This is a genomic window from Pseudomonas sp. Xaverov 259 (genome assembly GCF_019352915.1).
Taxonomy (GTDB): Bacteria; Pseudomonadota; Gammaproteobacteria; order Pseudomonadales; family Pseudomonadaceae; genus Aquipseudomonas.
Map to the genome: position 1 here is coordinate 292,101 of NZ_JAAAFV010000018.1, position 18,547 is coordinate 310,647.

Below are 18,547 nucleotides of genomic sequence, written 5' to 3' on the forward strand. Positions count from 1 at the left end.
TGCGCACAAATGTTGGCGATAAAGGACGGCGATTGTAGCGCAAGCATCAGGCGCTGCGGTTGGTAAAGCTGTGCAGCGCTTTCTCGATGCATTGAGCGGTTTTGCCGAAGGCCTGCACGGTGGTTTCCGAGAACGGCCCGCCGCCCTGGTCGGCGACCATCAGCATCACCACCCGGCCATTGCAGCTCAGGGAGCGTAGCAACAGGTGTTCACCGGTAAACCAGCGGCGCAGGATCGGCGGCAGCAGCGCGGAAAATTGCGCGTGATTGTCTGGCGTGAGACGCACTTGCGCGGACTTTTCCAGCAGGCGCTGCAGCAGCGTGCTGTTGACCACGTCCAGGCTCAGGTTGGCAGCGTCCTTGGGCAAGCCATCGGCCTGATGCACACGCAAGGTACTCAGGGCGCGGTCGGCCATAAAGAGCAGCACGCGCTGCATGCCACTGGCGACCAAGGCTTCCCTGGCACAGGTGGTCAAGTGCATGGCGTTGGCAAAGCGGCTCGGCTCGACCAGCAATTCGGTGCAACGCTTGCGCCACACGGCCAGTGCTTCGGCAGTGGGCGGTGGTGCGGGCAGCAGGCCGCGATGGACTTTTTGCACATGCCAGGGCCAGATCAGCGACAGCGCCGGGTGCCAGAGGTCCGGCATCAAGGTGGTTCGCGCGCTGGTGACCGCTTGTTGGTGAACCTGCTGCTGCACGTCACACAGCGGCGCTTGCAGGTAGAGCGCGGTGAGGTATTGCCAGCGCTCGGTGTGTGGGCAGGTCCAGGATTCCTGGGCCGACATCGCCAGGCCGTTGGCCAAAAGTACGGTATTGGCGGGCTGGTTCAGCCAGCGCCGCAGGTTGGGTTCGGCATCGAGCAATTGCTGCTGGCGCAACGCATCATCTTCGCGGGCGATGTGCAGCGCCTTGACCAGTAAGCGCTGTTCGGTCAGCAGCAGGTTGTAGCCCTGGGATACCCAGATCGGCAGGTGCCAGGCTTCGGTCAAGCCCAGGCACAGGTCGAGCAGGCGCACACCGAACAGTTCCTGCTCGACCTTGCGCGCCGACTGGCCTTTGTGGATCACCCGCAGTTCCCATTCTTCCAGAAGCTTGGGGTAGGCCACGGCCAGCGGCCACAGTGGCGACAGAAACAGCAGGCTGCCCCAATGGATGTCTTGCCACAGCCGCGCCAGGCGGCTGGCGAACAAACCATTGGCTTGCTGTGAGGCGTGCTGGCTGACCAGCAGCAATTGGCGCAAGGCCACCGGGATGTCTTTTTCCGGCACCGCGGGCAGGCGCGCGAGCAATTCTTCGGCGCGTTTAAGGCCCAGGCGGTTCAGCGCCACTTCGAGGTTTTCCGCCGGCCCCGACAGGCTGCCGTGCGCCTGGCTGTTGGCCTCGCGCATCACACTGAGCACCAGCGCCGGGCTGTTTTGCATCAGCTCGGCAATATCTCGCAATGAACTGCGGCTGTCGCGGATGGCCTTGCACACGCGTTCGTGACTAGCCTGAGGAACAGGCAGTAGCACATCGTCCAGGCGCTTGATCCAAGCGGCGAGGGTGGTGGGTTTTGTCGTTGGAACTGTCGTTTCGTTTGCCATGATTGGGGCGCGATCATCACTTGCGTTCAACACGCCCGGAACGGGCCGAATTGGCTTTTCGCCTTAACGGGCTATAGTCTGGCGCAGTTTTGCCGATAAGTAGAACAAGAGTTTTCTGCAGCACCCATTATGTCCATGAACCCGACGGCGCAAGTACCAATCTCCTATGGCTAAAATTATCGGCATCATCGTCGTCATCGCAAGTGTGCTCGGTGGGTACGTCTTGTCCCACGGTAAAATTGCCGCGCTGATCCAGCCCTTCGAAGTGCTGATCATCGGCGGCGCCGCGTTTGGTGCTTTCCTGCAGGCCAACCCTGGCTACATGACCATGCATGTGATCAAGAAGTCATTGGGCATGTTCAGCTCGCGCTTCTCCCATACCTTTTATCTCGAGGTGCTGGGGCTGATCTACGAGATCCTCAACAAGAGCCGCCGCGAAGGCATGATGGCCATCGAAGGCGACATCGAAGACGCCGCCGCCAGCCCGATTTTTGCCAAGTACCCGGCCGTGCTCAAAGATGAGCGCATGACCGCCTACATCTGTGATTACCTGCGCATCATGTCCTCCGGCAACATGGCTCCGCACGAGCTCGAAGGCCTGTTCGACATGGAACTGTTCAGCCTCAAAGAAGAGCTGGAACACCCTTCCCACGCCGTGACCGGCATCGCCGACGGCATGCCCGGTTTTGGTATCGTCGCGGCGGTACTCGGTATCGTGGTGACCATGGCATCCCTGGGCGAAGGCGACCAGAAGGCCATCGGTATGCATGTGGGCGCGGCCCTCGTCGGGACCTTCTTCGGTATCCTCGCGGCCTACGGTTTCTTCGGCCCATTGGCCACGTCTCTGGCCCACGATGCCAAGGAAGAAGTGAATTTGTACGAAGCGATCAAGGCCTGCCTGGTGGCTTCGGCGTCCGGCATGCCGCCATCGCTGGCGGTGGAGTTCGGGCGCAAGGTGCTGTACCCGAAACATCGCCCAAGTTTTGCCGAGCTGGAACAAGCGGTTCGCGGTCGCTAAGTCATGGAAAACAACCAGCCGATAATCATCAAGCGCGTCAAGCGCTTCGCTGCGGGGCACCATGGCGGCGCCTGGAAAATCGCCTTCGCCGACTTTGCTACGGCGATGATGGCGTTCTTCCTGGTGCTGTGGCTGATGTCGACCGCCACGCCCGAGCAGAAGATCGCCATCGCCGGTTACTTCAAAGACCCGATTGGTTTTTCGGAAAGCGGCACGCCCTTCGTGATCGACCTGGGCGGCTCGCCGCAACTGGCGCCTGAGCGCACCATCAACCCGGAAGTCAAAACCGAATCGCCGCAGGAAAACATCCCGATCGAGCGCGAAACCGCTGAAACCATGGCCGAGCAGGTCGAGAAAGAACGCCTGGAGTTGCTGCTGCAGGAACTGCAGACCAAGGTCGAAGAAAACCCGCAATTGCTCAAATTCAAGGATCAGATTTCCTTCGAGATCACCCCCGAAGGCTTGCGCATCCAGATCACCGACGCCGCCAACCGGCCGATGTTTGACTCCGGCAGTGCGCGCTTGAAGCCGTACTTCGAAGACATCCTGCTGGCCATGGCCGACACCATCAAGGCGGTGCCGAACAAGATCAGCATCAGCGGCCACACCGACGCCAAGCCCTATGCGGGCCAAGGCGATTTCGGCAACTGGGAGCTTTCGGCCAACCGCGCCAACGCCGCCCGCCGTGCGCTGGTGGCGGGCAGCTATCCCGACCCGCAAGTGGCGCGCGTAGTGGGGTTTGCGTCTTCGCAGTTGTTTGACCCTAAAGACCCGTTCAACCCGATCAACCGCCGTATCGATATCGTGGTGCTGACTAAAAAAGCCCAGCGTGCGATTGAAGGTGATCAGCCGCCACCTGCGGCACCGACCCAGGGCGAAGGCGCACCGGGTGAAGTGCCGGCCGATCCGAATGCGATTCCGCCAGGGCAGGAGCCGTTGCCAGCCCATGAGCTGCGGCAGAAGCTGAACCTGTTTGATGACGGTGGGGTGAAAGACCCGACTGCGCCTGCGCCGGGTTCGTAAGCGGTCTTTGTTGGCTGTAAATGAAAACGCCCCGACTATGTCGGGGCGTTTTCATTTGTGTTCAGAGAGGAAGGTAGGCTTTGACGCCGCTGATGACACCTCGCATGTCCTCCACGCACAGGCGCGGCACGAAGTACTCCCGGCCCTTGGCGCGAGTCTTTCTGTGCAGTTTGTCGAGACGCTCGAAGCTGACGGTGTAAATCATGTCGCACTTCACCCATAGCTCTTTATAGCCGTCGGATTGAAGTGGGTTGGTGCGCAGCAAGTGGTGCCAATCGTACTGAATATCGGGAGCGGTAGAAGATATCGGCACCACGGTACACAGCTTGCGGTTGTGAGTAGCAGTAGGCGATATCACTACCACTTTGCGGATCTTCAGCATTTCCGGAGCTACAAAACCTCGGGTGAAGTCGCAGAGCAGCACATCGCCTTGTTTGGGGTGATAGTAGAGAGCCAAATGTTAATGCCCCACAAAAAGCAAAGCCGCCCGAAGGCGGCTTCATTCGACGCGCAGTGGAGCTTGCTTCGCCCCTTCTGCGCCGCTGGATCAACCCCGAAAAGGATCCAGACTCCTGCCAGCTTTCGCTGGTGACGGAGCAATTATGCGCATCGAGAAATCCGAATACAAGCTGGCTTGTGCGTATGAGCCACCCAGTTGGTCCGGATTCTTGATGCCTGCTCCCATTAAATCAATGGACTAGGGCCTTCAGTACACTGGTTTATGTGTATCAAGAAATGGATCGTTAATAGCTGCTCTCCGGCAAGCTCGCAATAATCGACCGATAGCTGTTCATTCGCTGCTGCTGCACGCGCCCATCTTCCAGGGCCTTGAGCAACGCGCAGCCCGGCTCGCGGTCGTGTTTGCAGTCGCGGAAGCGGCAGGTGCCGATCAGGTCGTTGAACTCGATAAAGCCTGCTTCCACATCGCTGCGGCTGACGTGGCCGAGGCCGAATTCACGGATGCCTGGGGAGTCGATCAGCTCACCGCCGCCGGGGAAGTGGAACAACCGCGCGGTAGTGGTGGTGTGGGTGCCCTGGCCGGACAGTTCCGACAGTGGGCCGACGCGGGTGTCGACTTCCGGCAGCAGGCTGTTGACCAGCGATGACTTGCCCACGCCCGACTGGCCGACGAACACACTGATGCGCCCGTCCAACTGCTGTTGCAGCTGTTCCATGCCATTGCCGTGATGCGCAGACACTTCCAGCACCGGGTAACCCAGCGTGCGGTAGACCGCCAGCAACGCGTTGAGCGCCGGGGCGTTCTGTTCGTCGATCAGGTCGAATTTGTTCAGCAGCAGCAGCGGGCGAATGCCGGCATGCTCGGCTGCGACCAGGTAGCGGTCGATCAAATTGGCATGCGGCTCGGGCAGCGGTGCGAACACGATCACGATCATGTCGACGTTGGCCGCCACCGGCTTGAGCTGGCCACGGCTGTCGGGGCGGCGCAGTTCAGTGGTGCGCGGCAACTGGGCGACGATCACGCCGATGCCCTGGTTGCCGGCACGCCACACGACCTTGTCGCCGGTGACCAGCGCAGGCAGGTTGGCGCGCAAGTGGCAGCGGGACACCGAACCTGCGAGTTCGCCTTCGAGCGCCTCGACTTCGACCTGCACACCAAAGTGCGCGATCACCAGGCCCGTTTGTTCAGGCCCCAGGTCGCCGCCCTCGAGCGCTTCCACGGCGGAGGATTCACGTTTGGCGGCGCGAGCGGCGCGTTCACCTTGAATCTTTTCGATGCGCCAGTTTTGGCGGCGATTGAGCTGGCGTTTGGCCATTGGTGTTCCGTGTCGATAATGCAAAGGTTGGGTAAAACGGTCGCGAGTCTAGCACGCCCCCGCCTGCTAAACTGCGCAGCTAAGCCAAGGGCCAAGAGAATCAAGCCATGCAAAACCCACAGAACCTGATTTGGATCGATCTGGAAATGACCGGTCTGAACCCCGACACCGACGTCATCATCGAGATGGCGACCATTGTCACCGACAGCAACCTCAACACCTTGGCTGAAGGTCCGGTGATCGCCATCCATCACAGCGACGCCGTACTGGCCACCATGGACGAGTGGAACACCCGCACCCATGGCAATTCCGGCCTGACCCAGCGCGTGCGCGACAGCCGTATCAGCATGGCTGAGGCCGAAGCTGAAACCATCGCCTTCCTGGAAAAGTGGGTGCCCAAGGGCAAGTCGCCAATCTGTGGCAACAGCATCTGCCAGGATCGTCGCTTCCTTTATACGCACATGAAGGGGCTGGAAAGCTACTTCCACTACCGCAACCTGGATGTGTCCACCTTGAAAGAGCTGGCGGCGCGCTGGGCGCCGGAGGTTAAGGACAGCTTCCATAAAGGCAGCACGCACCTGGCGCTGGATGATATTCGTGAGTCGATCGCCGAGTTGCAGCATTACCGCAAGCATTTCATCAAGTTCTGATAACGCTCCAGCTACCACCGGGGCGCACTTGTATAAGTGGCGGGTGGTTGCTGATAGCTAATTTTTAATGCCCGCATGAGACGCGGATTTATCTGTCCGATTGTGATGCTGTTTTAAATAGTCCGGGGAGTGACTTCGTACACGATTGTTTTTTATGTAGACATAGACTGTTGCTACGAGAGGCGGCTTTCACACCGAGTCGGGTGAGGGCTGTTTGTTAATGGCAAGTCAGAATGCAGTATGTCTATAAGGAATAAATATGTCGGAGTCTACGGGGCAAAGAGTTTTTTCCTCTGCGTTCAATTTTCATGAGTTTATCCATCACGGGGTGGATCCGCGAACAGGTAGCTATTCGTGCGAGTTGCACTTGGCGGATGTAAAAACTTTCGAGGGACGGGGGCCGTTAATACCCATCAAGTTACGTTTCAGCTCAATGGATCCTGCGGATGTCGGTTTTGGTGTCGGCTGGTCAATGTCGGTAAGTTCGTTCAATACTCAAACCCATCGGTTGACCTTGGCGAGTGGAGAGGTTCATGAGCTGACAAAAGTGGCTGATCAATATGCGTTCAAAGATCATAAAGTCAACAATTTGTTGTTCTTGAATGATGGGGCTGGACGCTTCCGTGTCGTGACTAAGACTGGAAATGTGGAAGAGCTTACAGTCCATGGCGATAGTCACCTCGCTGTGACGTCCAAAGTGACTTCAAGTAATGGTCTGTCCTGCACCTTTGCGCATCGGTTGTATCAGGGTAAGTTGCTGTTGCACGCAATCTTCGGTCGGCGAGAGAGTTTGCGTATCGATTACTTGGGGGAAGGCGGGTTTGTCCTGACTCAGAACCCTGGCACCAGGGCCGAAGCGGTATTCAGCGTTCGCAAGGTGGCTGAAGAAACAGTGGTGTCCCTGCCTGAAAATGCGGGCGAATGGAGAATCGGCTACACCGTGCTGGACGGCAGAACCTATATTCAACGGGTTATCAACCCCATGCGGGGGGAGGAACATCTCGAGTACGGCAACGTTCAGCTTCACTCGCGATCGAGTTCCGGGCACAAGGAGAAAATACACGCGGTCAGTAAATATACCCGTTCGCCGGGGTTTGGGAATCCAGCGATCGTGAAAACCTATGAATTCTCGGCCAAAAATTTTTTGTTGCGAGGTGAGCGAGAGGGCGATGCCGAAGGGGAAGCGGTTTATGAGCGGGAGCCGAATTATCAATACAGTTCGGTAGAGCGGCAGATGAATGGGGATCTCGGCAAAGAACGAGAGGTCAGGCGTACTTACAATGTTTTTCATCTGTTGATTTGTGAAGAGGTAGCGTGTGGTAATACACGTCATAAGTGTGAATATGAGCACTATCCGGCTAAAAAAGGGCTGCCTTCGCAGCAGTCAGCTAATTATCAGTTGGTGCATGTTAAGACGGTAACTTATGAGGAGGTAGGGCGTACGGAGGGTCCAAAGCAGAGAGTCGAAAAGACCACAACCGAGTTCGACGAGTATGGCAACCTCTTGTCTGAAACTAAGCCAGATGGTACGCGCTCTGAGTATCTCTATTATACGGTCGACGAATTGCGCGGCAGCATTCCGATTGTTCGGCACCTTAAGGAACTCAGACGGATACCTGCACCTGCCCCAACGCCGAATGGTACATTAATCAAGCGCTTTTCCTATACCGTCCAGTCGTCGCTCACTGCGGGTGGTTACTTGGACGTATGGCCAGAAACTGAAGAATTGATAGAGTTAAGCACCGGGCTTGAAAAGAAGTGCTTTCAACAAAAGACTACGTATTTAAAAGATATAAAGAAGCATAGGGTGTACGGCAGGCCTGCGTACGTTGATATAAGCTTCGGCAGCGAGGAATTTACCCAGCTTAGTTATGCTTATAGGTTTTTCGAGCAGGAGTTTGGCAATGGGAAGGTTGAAGTTGAAACAACGGTGGCTGGGTTTGATGGCACCTCGAAAATTACGACCCATGTCTATTCCGCTTACACAGGTGAAGAACTCTCCAGAACAGCCGATGGTGCTGCAACGGTTGTTGCTGAGCGCGATGTATTAGGGCGCCTTGTGCGTGAAACGGTTTCACCTTACTCAAAATATGAGGCGGGTAGAAAAACCGAGTATTTACAAGTCTCTCGGTCGGCCGAGGAGGACAAGGAGCAAGCGCCTTGCGGTCTGCGCTGCCACGACGTCAATGGCCGTAAGCAAATAGTGTTCTATGACGGGTTTGGGAGAGTCTTGTCGGTTTCCGAATCATATGAAGAGATCATTGATGAGCACGGTATGCCGTTAACAGCAGGGGTGTATAGTGCGAGTTACAATGATGTTGGTCAGTTGGCGTACGAAAATTTTATGGATTATTTCGGTCGCCCTGACAAGACCACCCCTATAGTACTGACGAAGAAATACGATTACGATGATTGGGGTCACTTAAAAGCGATAGTTCACACGGATCGAAAGGTCGAGCGAATCAGTTTCGACCCCATCAGTATGAGCGAGTCACGCTGGCTACTGGCTAAATCGGCGAGCGGGGGGGGCGGAGACAAAGTCTTCTTGGCACTTACCGAGTCCATGCGCGAAGCAAAGAATGTCAGCATAAAAAAAATCAACCTTTTCGGCCATGTTGATGAGGTAAAAGTTTTCGACGGTCAATCCTGGCACACCACGAGTAATACCTATGACGGCATTGGTCGCTGCGTATCCCGGAAAGATCCGCTCGGCAATGTAAGCCACTACCGCTATGACGTCTTCGATCGTAAGACTCAGACGATATTGCCAGATGGCACTGTTGTTGAAACCCGATATGCGGCTAATAGTCATGAGCCTCATCCGACAGAAATAAAAGTTGGCTCAGTTATCTTGGGCACTCAGGAGTTTGATGGGATCGGCCGTCTGATCAAGAAAGCCACCGGCGGTGTGGAGACCCAATATCAGTATGCGCGAGGCGTCCCCTACCCCGAGCTTCAGACGAATGCTGATGGGAGCACCATCCGCTATAGTCATGATGCCCATCTTGATGGCGCGTTGCTGCTTCGCCATGCGACGGTCGTCGTGAATGAAAAGCCGGAGAGTGTGTTATCCCAGCGTTGGTATGATCCGCGAACGAATAAACTTGTTACTGCCCAAGAGGGCGACAGCTCAGTCAATCGCAGTTATTGGCCTTCTGGTTATATCAAAGAAGAGTCTTATCGAGTGCTTGATAAAAACTACAGCGTGCGTCATAGCTACTCTCATGGCGGCCGACTGGTAAAAACAATATTGCCGAATGGGGACGTTCGTGAAGTAGTTTATGATGAGGCTGGTCGGGTTGAAAAAGTTAGCCAGAGCGCGATTCAGGCTCAGATGACTTACGATCCTGTGGGGCTGTTGTCCGAGGTGGAGGTCTTGGATACGCCGCAGGGGTATTGCATGAAAACTTCCCTTGAATATGACGCTTTGGGGCGCGAAACTCGTCGAACGCTCAGTTTTAAAAAAATACCAGACGAGTTTTCAACTGTTCATTGGGAAATGCAGTCTGAGTACGCTGCTGATAACAACCTTGTAGCCAGATCAATTGAGTCTGCCGGGCAAGAGACGCTGAGTGAGTCCTTTGTTTATGATTCGCGTGGCAGACTCGTTCGCTATCGCTGTGAAGGCGAAAGTCCGCTGGATGGTTTCGGTCGACGCGTGCGCGAACAAGTTTATGAGTTTGATGTTTTCGACAATATAACGAGCGTGAAAACCGAGGCTGCCGACGGGGCGATGCATACGGAGTTCTATGATTACGATATCCCTGCTGGTTGTGGGCGTCTGACAGGTGTTCGGGTTGGCGGCGAAACTGTCCCCTCTATGGTATTTAAGTACGATAAAAGCGGGCGTTTGGTAACGGATGGGCAAAAAGAACACACCTACCGATACGATGCATTAGGGCGCCTGAATATTATAAACAATGTCCCACGCAACGTTGTTGAAGCGTTTAGCTATGACGGCACTGATCGGTTATTGACGGTGGCCATAGGGGGGCTGACGCGCAACCGGTTTTATATTGATAGCCGCGTATGTGTTGAGCTGATAAATGAAACCGCCATCACATTCCTTGAGCACGCTGGCATGCTGTTGGCCCAATGCGAAGGCACGAAGGTCGGTGAGAATAGGCCGCCTGCTCTGTTATTCGGCACAGACATGAATAACAGCGTCCGCGTCGTGGCCACGGATGATCCGCGCGATCCCGTACGGACCCTCGGCTACTTGCCGTATGGACTAAGCGGGAGCGAGGCTGGCAAACGCGGTATACACCGCACTCACGATGAAATCAGCCTTGCCCAGTTTAATGGTGAGCTTCGCAGCGCGGTGATGGGCGGCTATCACTTAGGCAATGGCTACCGAACCTACGACCCGGAATTGATGAGGTTTCATCAGCCTGACGCGTCCAGCCCATTTGGCGCTGGCGGAATCAATGCTTACGCGTACTGCCTGGGAGACCCTATAAACCATATTGATCCTACGGGGCATTGGTCTTGGCGCACATGGCTGGGTATCGGATTGGGTGTGTTGACTATTGTGGCGGTGGTCGCCGAGGTAATGACGGCAGGAGCAATAACCCCGTTGTTGGTTGTTGGCGCTTCCATGGGGGTTTGTTCTGGGGTTACCGGCATTGCTTCGGCATTGGTTAAAGAGTATCACCCTGGTTCCGTTGCAGGTGATGTGTTGGGTTACGTGAGCATGGTGACCGGACTTCTGTCACTTAGCGTGGGGGCCTATTCAAACTACCCTCAAATCATGCTGACGCTCAGTAATCTGTTAAAGGGTGCTGCCAGTGAGGCGCCTTTGTTGAGTCGGTTGGCAAGTGCGGTCGCCAGTGGGGTGAAAACACTGGGCCCTATCAGAGGCACGCTGCTGACGGGTACTGCAGTTGCCAAGGGCGACGATATACGGCGTTGGGCTTTTAGGATTTCGCCCGCGTGAACGTGTGGTTTGCCCTGTGCCTGTAGTGCAATGCTTGCCTGGATGCCTGTTGGCGTGGGTGGTGCCCATGTAAACTGCCGGCCTCTTTGCAAGGATCGCCATCATGCTGTTGATGCTCTACCTCATCGCCATCACCGCTGAAGCCATGACCGGCGCGCTGTCCGCCGGGCGCCGTGGCATGGACTGGTTTGGCGTGGTGCTGATCGCCTGCGTCACCGCGCTGGGCGGTGGTTCGGTACGCGATGTGCTGTTGGGGCATTACCCGCTGACCTGGGTAAAACACCCGGAATACCTGGTGCTCACCTCCATCGCGGCATTGGTGACGATCTTTATTGCGCCGCTGATGCGCCGCCTGCGCTCGTTGTTCCTGGCGTTGGACGCCTTGGGCCTGGTGGCCTTCACCTTGATCGGCTGCATGACAGCGTTGGAAATGGGCCACGGCATGCTGGTGGCATCGGTCAGCGGCGTGATCACGGGCGTATTCGGCGGCATCCTGCGCGATATCTTCTGCAACGACATCCCGCTGATCTTCCGCCGTGAGCTGTACGCCAGCGTGTCGTTCCTCGCCGCCTGGTTCTACATGCTGTGCCTGTATCTCCAACTGCCCAGCGAGCAGGCGATTCTGCTGACCTTGTTCAGCGGCTTTCTGCTACGCCTGCTGGCGATCCGTTTTCACTGGGAAATGCCCAAGTTCGTCTACAACGACGACGTGCACTAGCGCGTAGCGTGCTGGTTGAGCGCCCATTCCACATGTTCGCGCACCAGCTCGGACGGATAATCGCGGCGTGCTTTCAAGGCTTCGAGCACCGGGATGCTCGACGGCGCGTTGCCCAGGCCCACTGCCAGGTTGCGCAGCCAGCGCTCATAACCGGCGCGGCGTAGGGGCGAGCCTTCGGTGCTGCTGAGGAATTTATCCTCATCCCACATAAACAGTTCGGCCAGTTCTGCGTTATCCAGATTGTGCCGTGGCTTGAAATCGCTCTCGGCCGTGGATCGAGCGAAACGATTCCACGGGCAAACGATCTGACAGTCATCGCAGCCGAACACCCGATTGCCGATCAGTGGGCGCAGGTCCTCGGGGATCGCACTCTTGAGTTCGATGGTCAGGTAGGAAATGCAGCGCCGCGCGTCGAGCACATATGGGCCGACGAAGGCATTGGTGGGGCATATATCCAGGCACGCGGTGCAGCGGCCGCAATGCTCGGTGGTGTGGGGCGCGTCCACCGGCAAGGGCAAATCGACAAACAGTTCACTCAGGAAGAAGTAACTGCCGGCCTTGCGATTGAGTACCAGGGTGTTTTTGCCGATCCAGCCGAGGCCGGCTTTTTCGGCAATGGCTTTTTCCAGCACGGGCGCGCTGTCGACAAAGGCGCGAAAGCCAAACGGGCCGATTTGTGCCTGGATACGGTCGGCCAGTTGCTGCACGCGCTTGCGGATCAGCTTGTGGTAATCACGGCCCAGGGCGTAACGGGAGATGTAGGCTTTTTCTGGCTTGGCCAGCAACTGCGCCATTTGCGTGTCGCCTGGCAGATAATCCATGCGCAGCGACACCACGCGCAGGGTGCCCGGCACCAGTTCTTCGGGGTGCGAGCGTTTGCTGCCATGGGCGCCCATGTATTCCATCTCGCCGTGGTAGCCCGCGTCGAGCCAGCGTTGCAGGTGCTGCTCATGTTCGGCCAGGTCCAGGCCGCTGATGCCGACTTGTTGAAAGCCCAGCTCGCGGCCCCAGTCTTTGATCGATTGGGCGAGGGCGGGCAGATCGGAAGTAATTGCGGGCATGAGACACGGGAAACCACAGGTTAGATGCGTATAATTCTGCCAGACATCGGAGCTTGAAGACGCATGCCGCAGACAAAACACACAATTACCGACGTACAGCCGCTGTTGCACGGCCATTTGCCGCAACTGGCTGCACGTTCCCCGGACGCCCATAAAGGTCAGTTCGGCCACCTGCTGGTCATCGGCGGCGACCATGGCTTTGGCGGTGCTGCGTTGCTCAGCGCCGAAAGCGCCTTGCGCAGTGGCGCGGGCATGGTCTCGCTGGCGACTCGCCCGGAACACGTGCCGGCTGCACTCGCACGCTTGCCTGAGGTGATGACCGTCGGCGTGAGTTCGGCCAATCAGTTGATGGGGCTGCTTGAAAAAATCTCGGTGATCGTTATCGGCCCCGGCCTGGGCGCAGCGTCCTGGGGCAAAAGCCTGTTGTCGGTCGCCGCCAACGCCCGGCAGCCGCAAGTCTGGGATGCCGACGCCTTGAACCAGTTGGCTGCAGGTGGTGTAAGCCTGCCGACCAACAGCGTGATCACGCCGCATCCCGGCGAGGCGGCGCGGTTGATGGGTATCACGACAGCCGAGGTTCAGGCCGATCGCCTTAACGTGGCGCGCGCTTTGAGCCAGAAATTCAATGCAGTGGCTATCCTCAAGGGTGCTGGCAGTTTGATTGCCAGCCCGGATGGTCGTGTTTCGCGCTGTGACCAAGGCCACCCGGCGATGGCAACCGCCGGTTTGGGGGATGTGCTGAGCGGCTTGGTGGGTGCATTGCTGGCCCAAGGCATGCCCGCCTATGAGGCAAGTTGCCTGGCCGTGTGGTTGCACGCCACGGCGGGGGATCGCCAAGGCACTTACGGTCGCGGCCTGGCCGCCAGCGACCTGATACCCGCCATTCGTCAATTGCTGGAGGAGCAGTCGCCGTGTCTGAAGTAAGCCTTTTTCTGGCTGATGAAGACGCCATGGTCGCGTTGGGTCAGCGTATTGCCCAGGTTACGGCCGGCGCGGGACTGATTTTCCTTGAAGGCGACCTGGGCGCGGGCAAAACCACACTGTCGCGGGGGATTATTCGTGGGTTGGGCCACGGGGGCGCGGTAAAAAGCCCGACGTTCACCTTGGTCGAACCCTACGAGATCGGTGCGGTTCGCGCCTTCCACTTCGACCTGTATCGGCTGGTCGACCCCGAAGAACTGGAGTACATGGGCATCCGTGATTACTTTGATGAAGACGCACTGTGCCTGATCGAGTGGCCAGATAAAGGCACAGGCTTTTTGCCAAAGCCGGACCTGACCATTACCATTACGCCGCATGAGCATGGACGTCAGCTGAAGTTGTTGCCCCAGAGTACGCGCGGCCAGTCTTGGTGCGCGGCCCTGGCATTGGAATTCAAATAAAATTGGTGGGGTTAGGTATGCGCTTTCGCGCGATGGTTGCTGTCGTAGGGGTGTTGCTTGCGGCAATGACTTTCAATGCTCTGGCTGCTTCACAGGTGAAAAGTGTTCGCCTGTGGCGAGCGCCGGATAACACGCGACTGGTGTTCGACCTGTCTGGCCCGGTCCAGCACAGCGTCTTTACCCTGACGGCGCCCGATCGCCTGGTGATCGACATCAACGGCGCCACCCTCGGCGCGCCGCTGAAAGTCTCCACCGCCAATACCCCGATCACCGCGATGCGCTCGGCCCAGCGCACGCCGACCGACCTGCGTGTGGTCATCGACCTGAAAAAGGCCGTGACCCCGAAAAGCTTCGTACTGGCGCCTAATGCCCAATACGGCAACCGGCTGGTGGTCGACCTGTTCGACAATCCCGCCGATGCCGCGCCGCCGCCTGCGCCAACCCCGAGTGTTGCGACGGTGCCGGCCGTACCGGTCAACCCGGCGCAGCCGCAGGTCAAGTTGCCGCCACCACCACCGGCGCCTGCGGGCAAGCGCGACATTATTGTGGTGATCGACGCCGGCCACGGCGGGGAAGACCCGGGCGCCTCCGGTTCGCGCGGCCAGCACGAGAAAGACGTGGTACTGGCCATCGCCCGTGAACTGCAGCGCCAAGTCAATGGTATGAAAGGCTATCGCGCCGAGCTGACCCGTACCGGCGATTACTTCATCCCGCTGCGCGGCCGTACCGAAATCGCTCGCAAGAAGGGCGCCGACCTGTTTGTGTCGATCCACGCCGACGCTGCGCCATCGACAGCGGCCTTCGGTGCCTCGGTGTTTGCCTTGTCGGATCGTGGCGCTACGTCCGAAACCGCACGCTGGCTGGCCGACAGCGAAAACCGTTCCGACTTGATCGGCGGGGCCGGCAACGTTTCCCTCGACGACAAAGACAAAATGCTCGCAGGCGTATTGCTCGACCTGTCGATGACCGCTTCGCTGACCTCCAGCTTGAATGTCGGCCAAAAAGTCCTGAGCAACATTGGCCGCGTGACGTCTCTGCACAAACAGCGCGTGGAGCAGGCCGGGTTCATGGTGTTGAAGTCGCCGGATATCCCGTCGATCCTGGTGGAAACCGGGTTTATCTCCAACTCCAACGAAGCCTCGAAACTGGCCAGTTCCAGCCACCAGCAGGCGCTGGCGCGTTCGATCAGCGCCGGTATTCGCCAGTTCTTCCAGCAAAACCCGCCGCCGGGCACCTACATTGCCTGGCTGCGTGACTCCGGCAAGATCGCCCAAGGCCCGCGTGACCATCGCGTGCAGCCCGGCGACACCCTGGCCATGCTGGCCGTGCGTTTTCAGGTATCGGCCGCGACCTTGCGCAGCGCCAACAACCTGAAGACCGATGAGTTGAAAGTTGGCCAGGTGTTGACCATCCCTGGCACAGAATTGGCGGCGCAGTAATGAGCGAATCAGTTTTGAATAGCGGTTCACGCATCGAACTGCTCAGCCCGCGCCTCGCCAACCAGATTGCAGCGGGTGAGGTGGTTGAGCGCCCGGCGTCGGTGATCAAGGAATTGCTGGAAAACAGCATCGACTCCGGTGCCAAGCGCATTGATGTCGATGTGGAGCAGGGCGGCGTCAAGCTGCTACGGGTGCGTGACGACGGCAGCGGGATCTCCTCGGATGACCTGCCGCTGGCTCTGGCGCGTCACGCCACCAGCAAGATTCGCGACCTCGAAGACCTTGAGCGGGTAATGAGCCTGGGTTTTCGTGGTGAGGCATTGGCGTCCATCAGCTCCGTAGCGCGCCTGACCCTGACTTCCCGCACCCGCAGCGCCGAACAAGCCTGGCAGGTGGAAACCGAAGGCCGTGACATGGCGCCTCGCGTGCAGCCGGCCGCGCACCCGGTGGGCACTTCGGTTGAGGTTCGCGACCTGTTTTTCAACACGCCCGCGCGGCGCAAGTTCCTCAAGGCCGAAAAAACCGAATTCGATCACCTGCAAGAAGTCATCAAGCGTCTGGCCTTGGCGCGCTTTGATGTGGCGTTCCATTTGCGCCACAACGGCAAAACCATTCTCAGCCTGCACGAAGCCCATGACGACGCTGCGCGCGCTCGGCGGGTCTCGGCGATCTGCGGCGCAGGCTTCCTGGAGCAGGCGCTGCCAATTGAAATCGAGCGCAATGGCTTGCGGCTCTGGGGTTGGGTGGGTTTGCCGACCTTCTCCCGCAGCCAGGCGGACTTGCAGTATTTCTTTGTGAATGGCCGTGCGGTACGCGACAAACTGGTAGCCCACGCGGTGCGCCAGGCGTATCGCGATGTGCTGTTCAACGGGCGTCATCCGACGTTTGTGCTGTTTTTTGAGGTCGACCCGTCGGTGGTCGACGTCAATGTGCACCCGACCAAGCACGAAGTGCGTTTCCGTGACGGGCGCATGGTGCATGACTTCCTTTATGGCACGCTGCACCGAGCCCTGGGCGATGTGCGCCCGGATGACCAGTTGTCTGCGCCGATCGTGACGGCGGTGGTAAGGCCCAGCGGTCCGGAGGCTGGCGAGTTTGGCCCTCAGGGCGAAATGAGCCTGGCCGCCAACCTGCTGCAATCGCCGCAACCACAGCCTTCCTACACCGCGCCGGGTTCCGGTTCGGGCGCGGGCTATCAGTACCAATACACGCCTCGTCCGCAGTCGGCTGTGCCGGTGGCTGAGGCCCAGGCCGCCTATCGCGAATTTTTTGCACCGCTGCCGGGTGCCGAACCCGGCGCTGTGGCGTTGCCTGAGGGCGGCGGTGATATTCCGCCTTTGGGTTATGCGTTGGCGCAGCTCAAGGGCATTTATATCCTCTCCGAAAACGCCCACGGCCTGGTGCTGGTGGACATGCATGCCGCCCACGAACGGATCATGTACGAGCGCTTGAAGATCGCCATGGCCAGTGAAGGTCTTAGCGGCCAGCCGTTGTTGGTGCCGGAATCCCTGGCGGTGAGCCAGCGTGAAGCCGATTGCGCCGAGGAACACCACAGCGTGTTCCAGAAGCTGGGCTTCGAACTGCAACGCCTGGGCCCGGAAACCCTGGCCATCCGCCAGATTCCGGCCTTGCTCAAGCAAGCCGAAGCCAACCGCCTGGTGGCCGACGTGCTGGCCGACCTGATGGAATACGGCACCAGTGACCGCATCCAGGCGCACATCAACGAACTGCTCGGCACTATGGCCTGCCACGGTGCAATCCGCGCCAACCGTCGCCTGGCCTTGCCGGAAATGAACGGCTTGCTGCGCGACATGGAAAACACCGAGCGCAGCGGGCAATGCAACCATGGCCGACCGACCTGGACCCAAATGGGCCTGGACGACTTGGACAAACTGTTCTTGCGCGGCCGTTGATGAGTGCCTTGCCCCCTGCCATCTTCCTGATGGGCCCTACGGCCGCCGGCAAGACCGACCTGGCCATCGAGCTGACCAAAGTGCTGCCCTGCGAGCTGATCAGTGTCGACTCTGCCCTGGTTTACCGGGACATGGACATCGGCACGGCCAAGCCTTCAAAAGAGCTGTTGGCACAGTATCCGCACCGGTTGATTGACATCATCGACCCGGCCGAGAGTTATTCCGCAGCCGATTTTCGTACTGACGCCCTGGCCGCCATGGCCGAAATCACCGCGCGGGGAAATATCCCGCTGCTGGTGGGCGGTACGATGCTCTATTACAAGGCTCTGCAGGAAGGCTTGGCGGATATGCCGGCGGCCGACGCCCAGGTGCGCGGCGAAATCGAAGAAGAGGCTGCACGCCTCGGCTGGCAAGCCCTGCACGACCAGTTGGCGGCAGTTGACCCGGTTTCCGCTGCGCGCATTCACCCCAATGACCCCCAGCGCCTCAGCCGCGCCCTGGAAGTCTGGCGGGTGAGCGGCCAGACCATGACTGAACACAGGCTGAAACAAACTGCGCAAAGTGCTGAAGCAGGCGCATCTGGACAGTCACAATTGCCCTATACTGTGGCGAATCTGGCCATTGCCCCGGCAGATCGCCAGGTGTTGCATGAACGAATTGCACAAAGATTCACAATTATGTTGGAACAGGGGTTTGTGGACGAGGTCGTAGCACTGCGTTCCCGAGGTGACCTGCATGCCGGGTTGCCTTCGATACGTGCTGTAGGCTACCGCCAAGTCTGGGAACATCTGGATGGCAAGCTGACGTCAGCCGAAATGCAGGAGCGCGGCATCATTGCCACGCGCCAATTGGCGAAGCGCCAGTTCACCTGGTTGCGCAGCTGGAGTGATTTGCACTGGCTGGACAGCCTGGACAGCGACAATCTGTCACGCGCCTTGAAATACTTGGGATCGGTCTCCATATTGAGCTGAGTCCTTGCAATTGCCGTCTATCCTTGGGGGTGTGACGGCCATAAGCTATCTATTTTCCGAATTTTATTATTGATCCTTA

14 protein-coding genes are annotated in these 18,547 nt (G+C 58.3%); 10 read left to right on the top strand and 4 right to left on the bottom strand.

All coding sequences use genetic code 11. The features are described from left to right. Positions 1-46: 46 nt before the first annotated feature. A complete protein-coding gene (locus tag K0H48_RS04365) occupies positions 47-1,582 on the bottom strand; it encodes an HDOD domain-containing protein (RefSeq protein WP_219266532.1) in 1,536 nt (511 codons plus the stop codon). Between the two features lie 166 nt (positions 1,583-1,748). Here K0H48_RS04365 and motA point away from each other — a divergent pair, with 166 nt between their 5' ends. Together motA and motB are read left to right on the top strand one after the other, a co-directional pair. Further along, the gene (gene motA / locus K0H48_RS04370; RefSeq protein ID WP_003217532.1) at positions 1,749-2,600 is read left to right on the top strand and encodes a flagellar motor stator protein MotA; all 852 of its coding nucleotides are present in this window, start codon (positions 1,749-1,751) and stop codon (positions 2,598-2,600) included. Positions 2,601-2,603: 3 nt separating this feature from the next. Continuing rightward, positions 2,604-3,623: a flagellar motor protein MotB gene (gene motB / locus K0H48_RS04375; RefSeq protein ID WP_219266533.1), complete on the top strand. Its 1,020-nt coding sequence runs from the start codon at positions 2,604-2,606 to the stop codon at positions 3,621-3,623. Between the two features lie 61 nt (positions 3,624-3,684). Here motB and K0H48_RS04380 read toward each other — a convergent pair whose 3' ends face one another. Together K0H48_RS04380 and rsgA are read right to left on the bottom strand one after the other, a co-directional pair. Continuing rightward, complete coding sequence (locus K0H48_RS04380) at positions 3,685-4,080, bottom strand: type II toxin-antitoxin system PemK/MazF family toxin (RefSeq protein ID WP_219266535.1); 396 nt, start codon at positions 4,078-4,080, stop codon at positions 3,685-3,687. Positions 4,081-4,366: 286 nt separating this feature from the next. Then, on the bottom strand, positions 4,367-5,398 hold the full coding sequence (gene rsgA, locus K0H48_RS04385) for a small ribosomal subunit biogenesis GTPase RsgA (protein ID WP_003171340.1): 1,032 nt from the start codon (positions 5,396-5,398) through the stop codon (positions 4,367-4,369). Positions 5,399-5,505: 107 nt separating this feature from the next. Between rsgA and orn the strand changes: the two genes are divergently transcribed. The 3 genes from orn to K0H48_RS04400 all read left to right on the top strand — a co-directional run bounded on the left by orn (position 5,506) and on the right by K0H48_RS04400 (position 11,702). After that, a complete protein-coding gene (gene orn, locus K0H48_RS04390) occupies positions 5,506-6,048 on the top strand; it encodes an oligoribonuclease (protein ID WP_219266536.1) in 543 nt (180 codons plus the stop codon). A 259-nt stretch (positions 6,049-6,307) separates the two neighbouring features. Beyond that, positions 6,308-10,984, top strand: a complete 4,677-nt coding sequence (locus K0H48_RS04395) for an RHS repeat-associated core domain-containing protein (RefSeq protein ID WP_219266537.1) — start codon at positions 6,308-6,310, stop codon at positions 10,982-10,984. Positions 10,985-11,084: 100 nt separating this feature from the next. Continuing rightward, positions 11,085-11,702, top strand: a complete 618-nt coding sequence (locus K0H48_RS04400; RefSeq protein WP_169986743.1) for a trimeric intracellular cation channel family protein — start codon at positions 11,085-11,087, stop codon at positions 11,700-11,702. On the opposite strand, the gene queG is transcribed toward K0H48_RS04400, so the two are convergent. Beyond that, positions 11,699-12,763, bottom strand: coding sequence for a tRNA epoxyqueuosine(34) reductase QueG (gene queG / locus K0H48_RS04405; protein ID WP_219266538.1), 1,065 nt, complete (start codon positions 12,761-12,763; stop codon positions 11,699-11,701). The two genes, K0H48_RS04400 and queG, sit on opposite strands and share 4 nt — an antisense overlap. Before the next feature lie 63 nt (positions 12,764-12,826). Between queG and K0H48_RS04410 the strand changes: the two genes are divergently transcribed. The 5 genes from K0H48_RS04410 to miaA are packed head-to-tail and all read left to right on the top strand — an operon-like array spanning position 12,827 to position 18,468. Continuing rightward, positions 12,827-13,687, top strand: coding sequence for an NAD(P)H-hydrate dehydratase (locus K0H48_RS04410; RefSeq protein WP_219266540.1), 861 nt, complete (start codon positions 12,827-12,829; stop codon positions 13,685-13,687). Next, complete coding sequence (tsaE, locus tag K0H48_RS04415; RefSeq protein ID WP_219266541.1) at positions 13,675-14,145, top strand: tRNA (adenosine(37)-N6)-threonylcarbamoyltransferase complex ATPase subunit type 1 TsaE; 471 nt, start codon at positions 13,675-13,677, stop codon at positions 14,143-14,145. The genes K0H48_RS04410 and tsaE overlap by 13 nt, the downstream gene beginning before the upstream one ends. A 17-nt stretch (positions 14,146-14,162) precedes the next feature. Further along, complete coding sequence (locus tag K0H48_RS04420; protein ID WP_219266543.1) at positions 14,163-15,584, top strand: N-acetylmuramoyl-L-alanine amidase; 1,422 nt, start codon at positions 14,163-14,165, stop codon at positions 15,582-15,584. Between the two features lie 14 nt (positions 15,585-15,598). Further along, on the top strand, positions 15,599-17,497 hold the full coding sequence (gene mutL, locus K0H48_RS04425) for a DNA mismatch repair endonuclease MutL (protein ID WP_219266679.1): 1,899 nt from the start codon (positions 15,599-15,601) through the stop codon (positions 17,495-17,497). Then, entirely contained in the window at positions 17,497-18,468 is a 972-nt protein-coding gene (gene miaA, locus K0H48_RS04430) for a tRNA (adenosine(37)-N6)-dimethylallyltransferase MiaA (RefSeq protein WP_219266544.1), read from the top strand. Before mutL ends, miaA begins: the two co-directional genes overlap by 1 nt. The last annotated feature ends 79 nt before the right edge of the window (positions 18,469-18,547 follow it).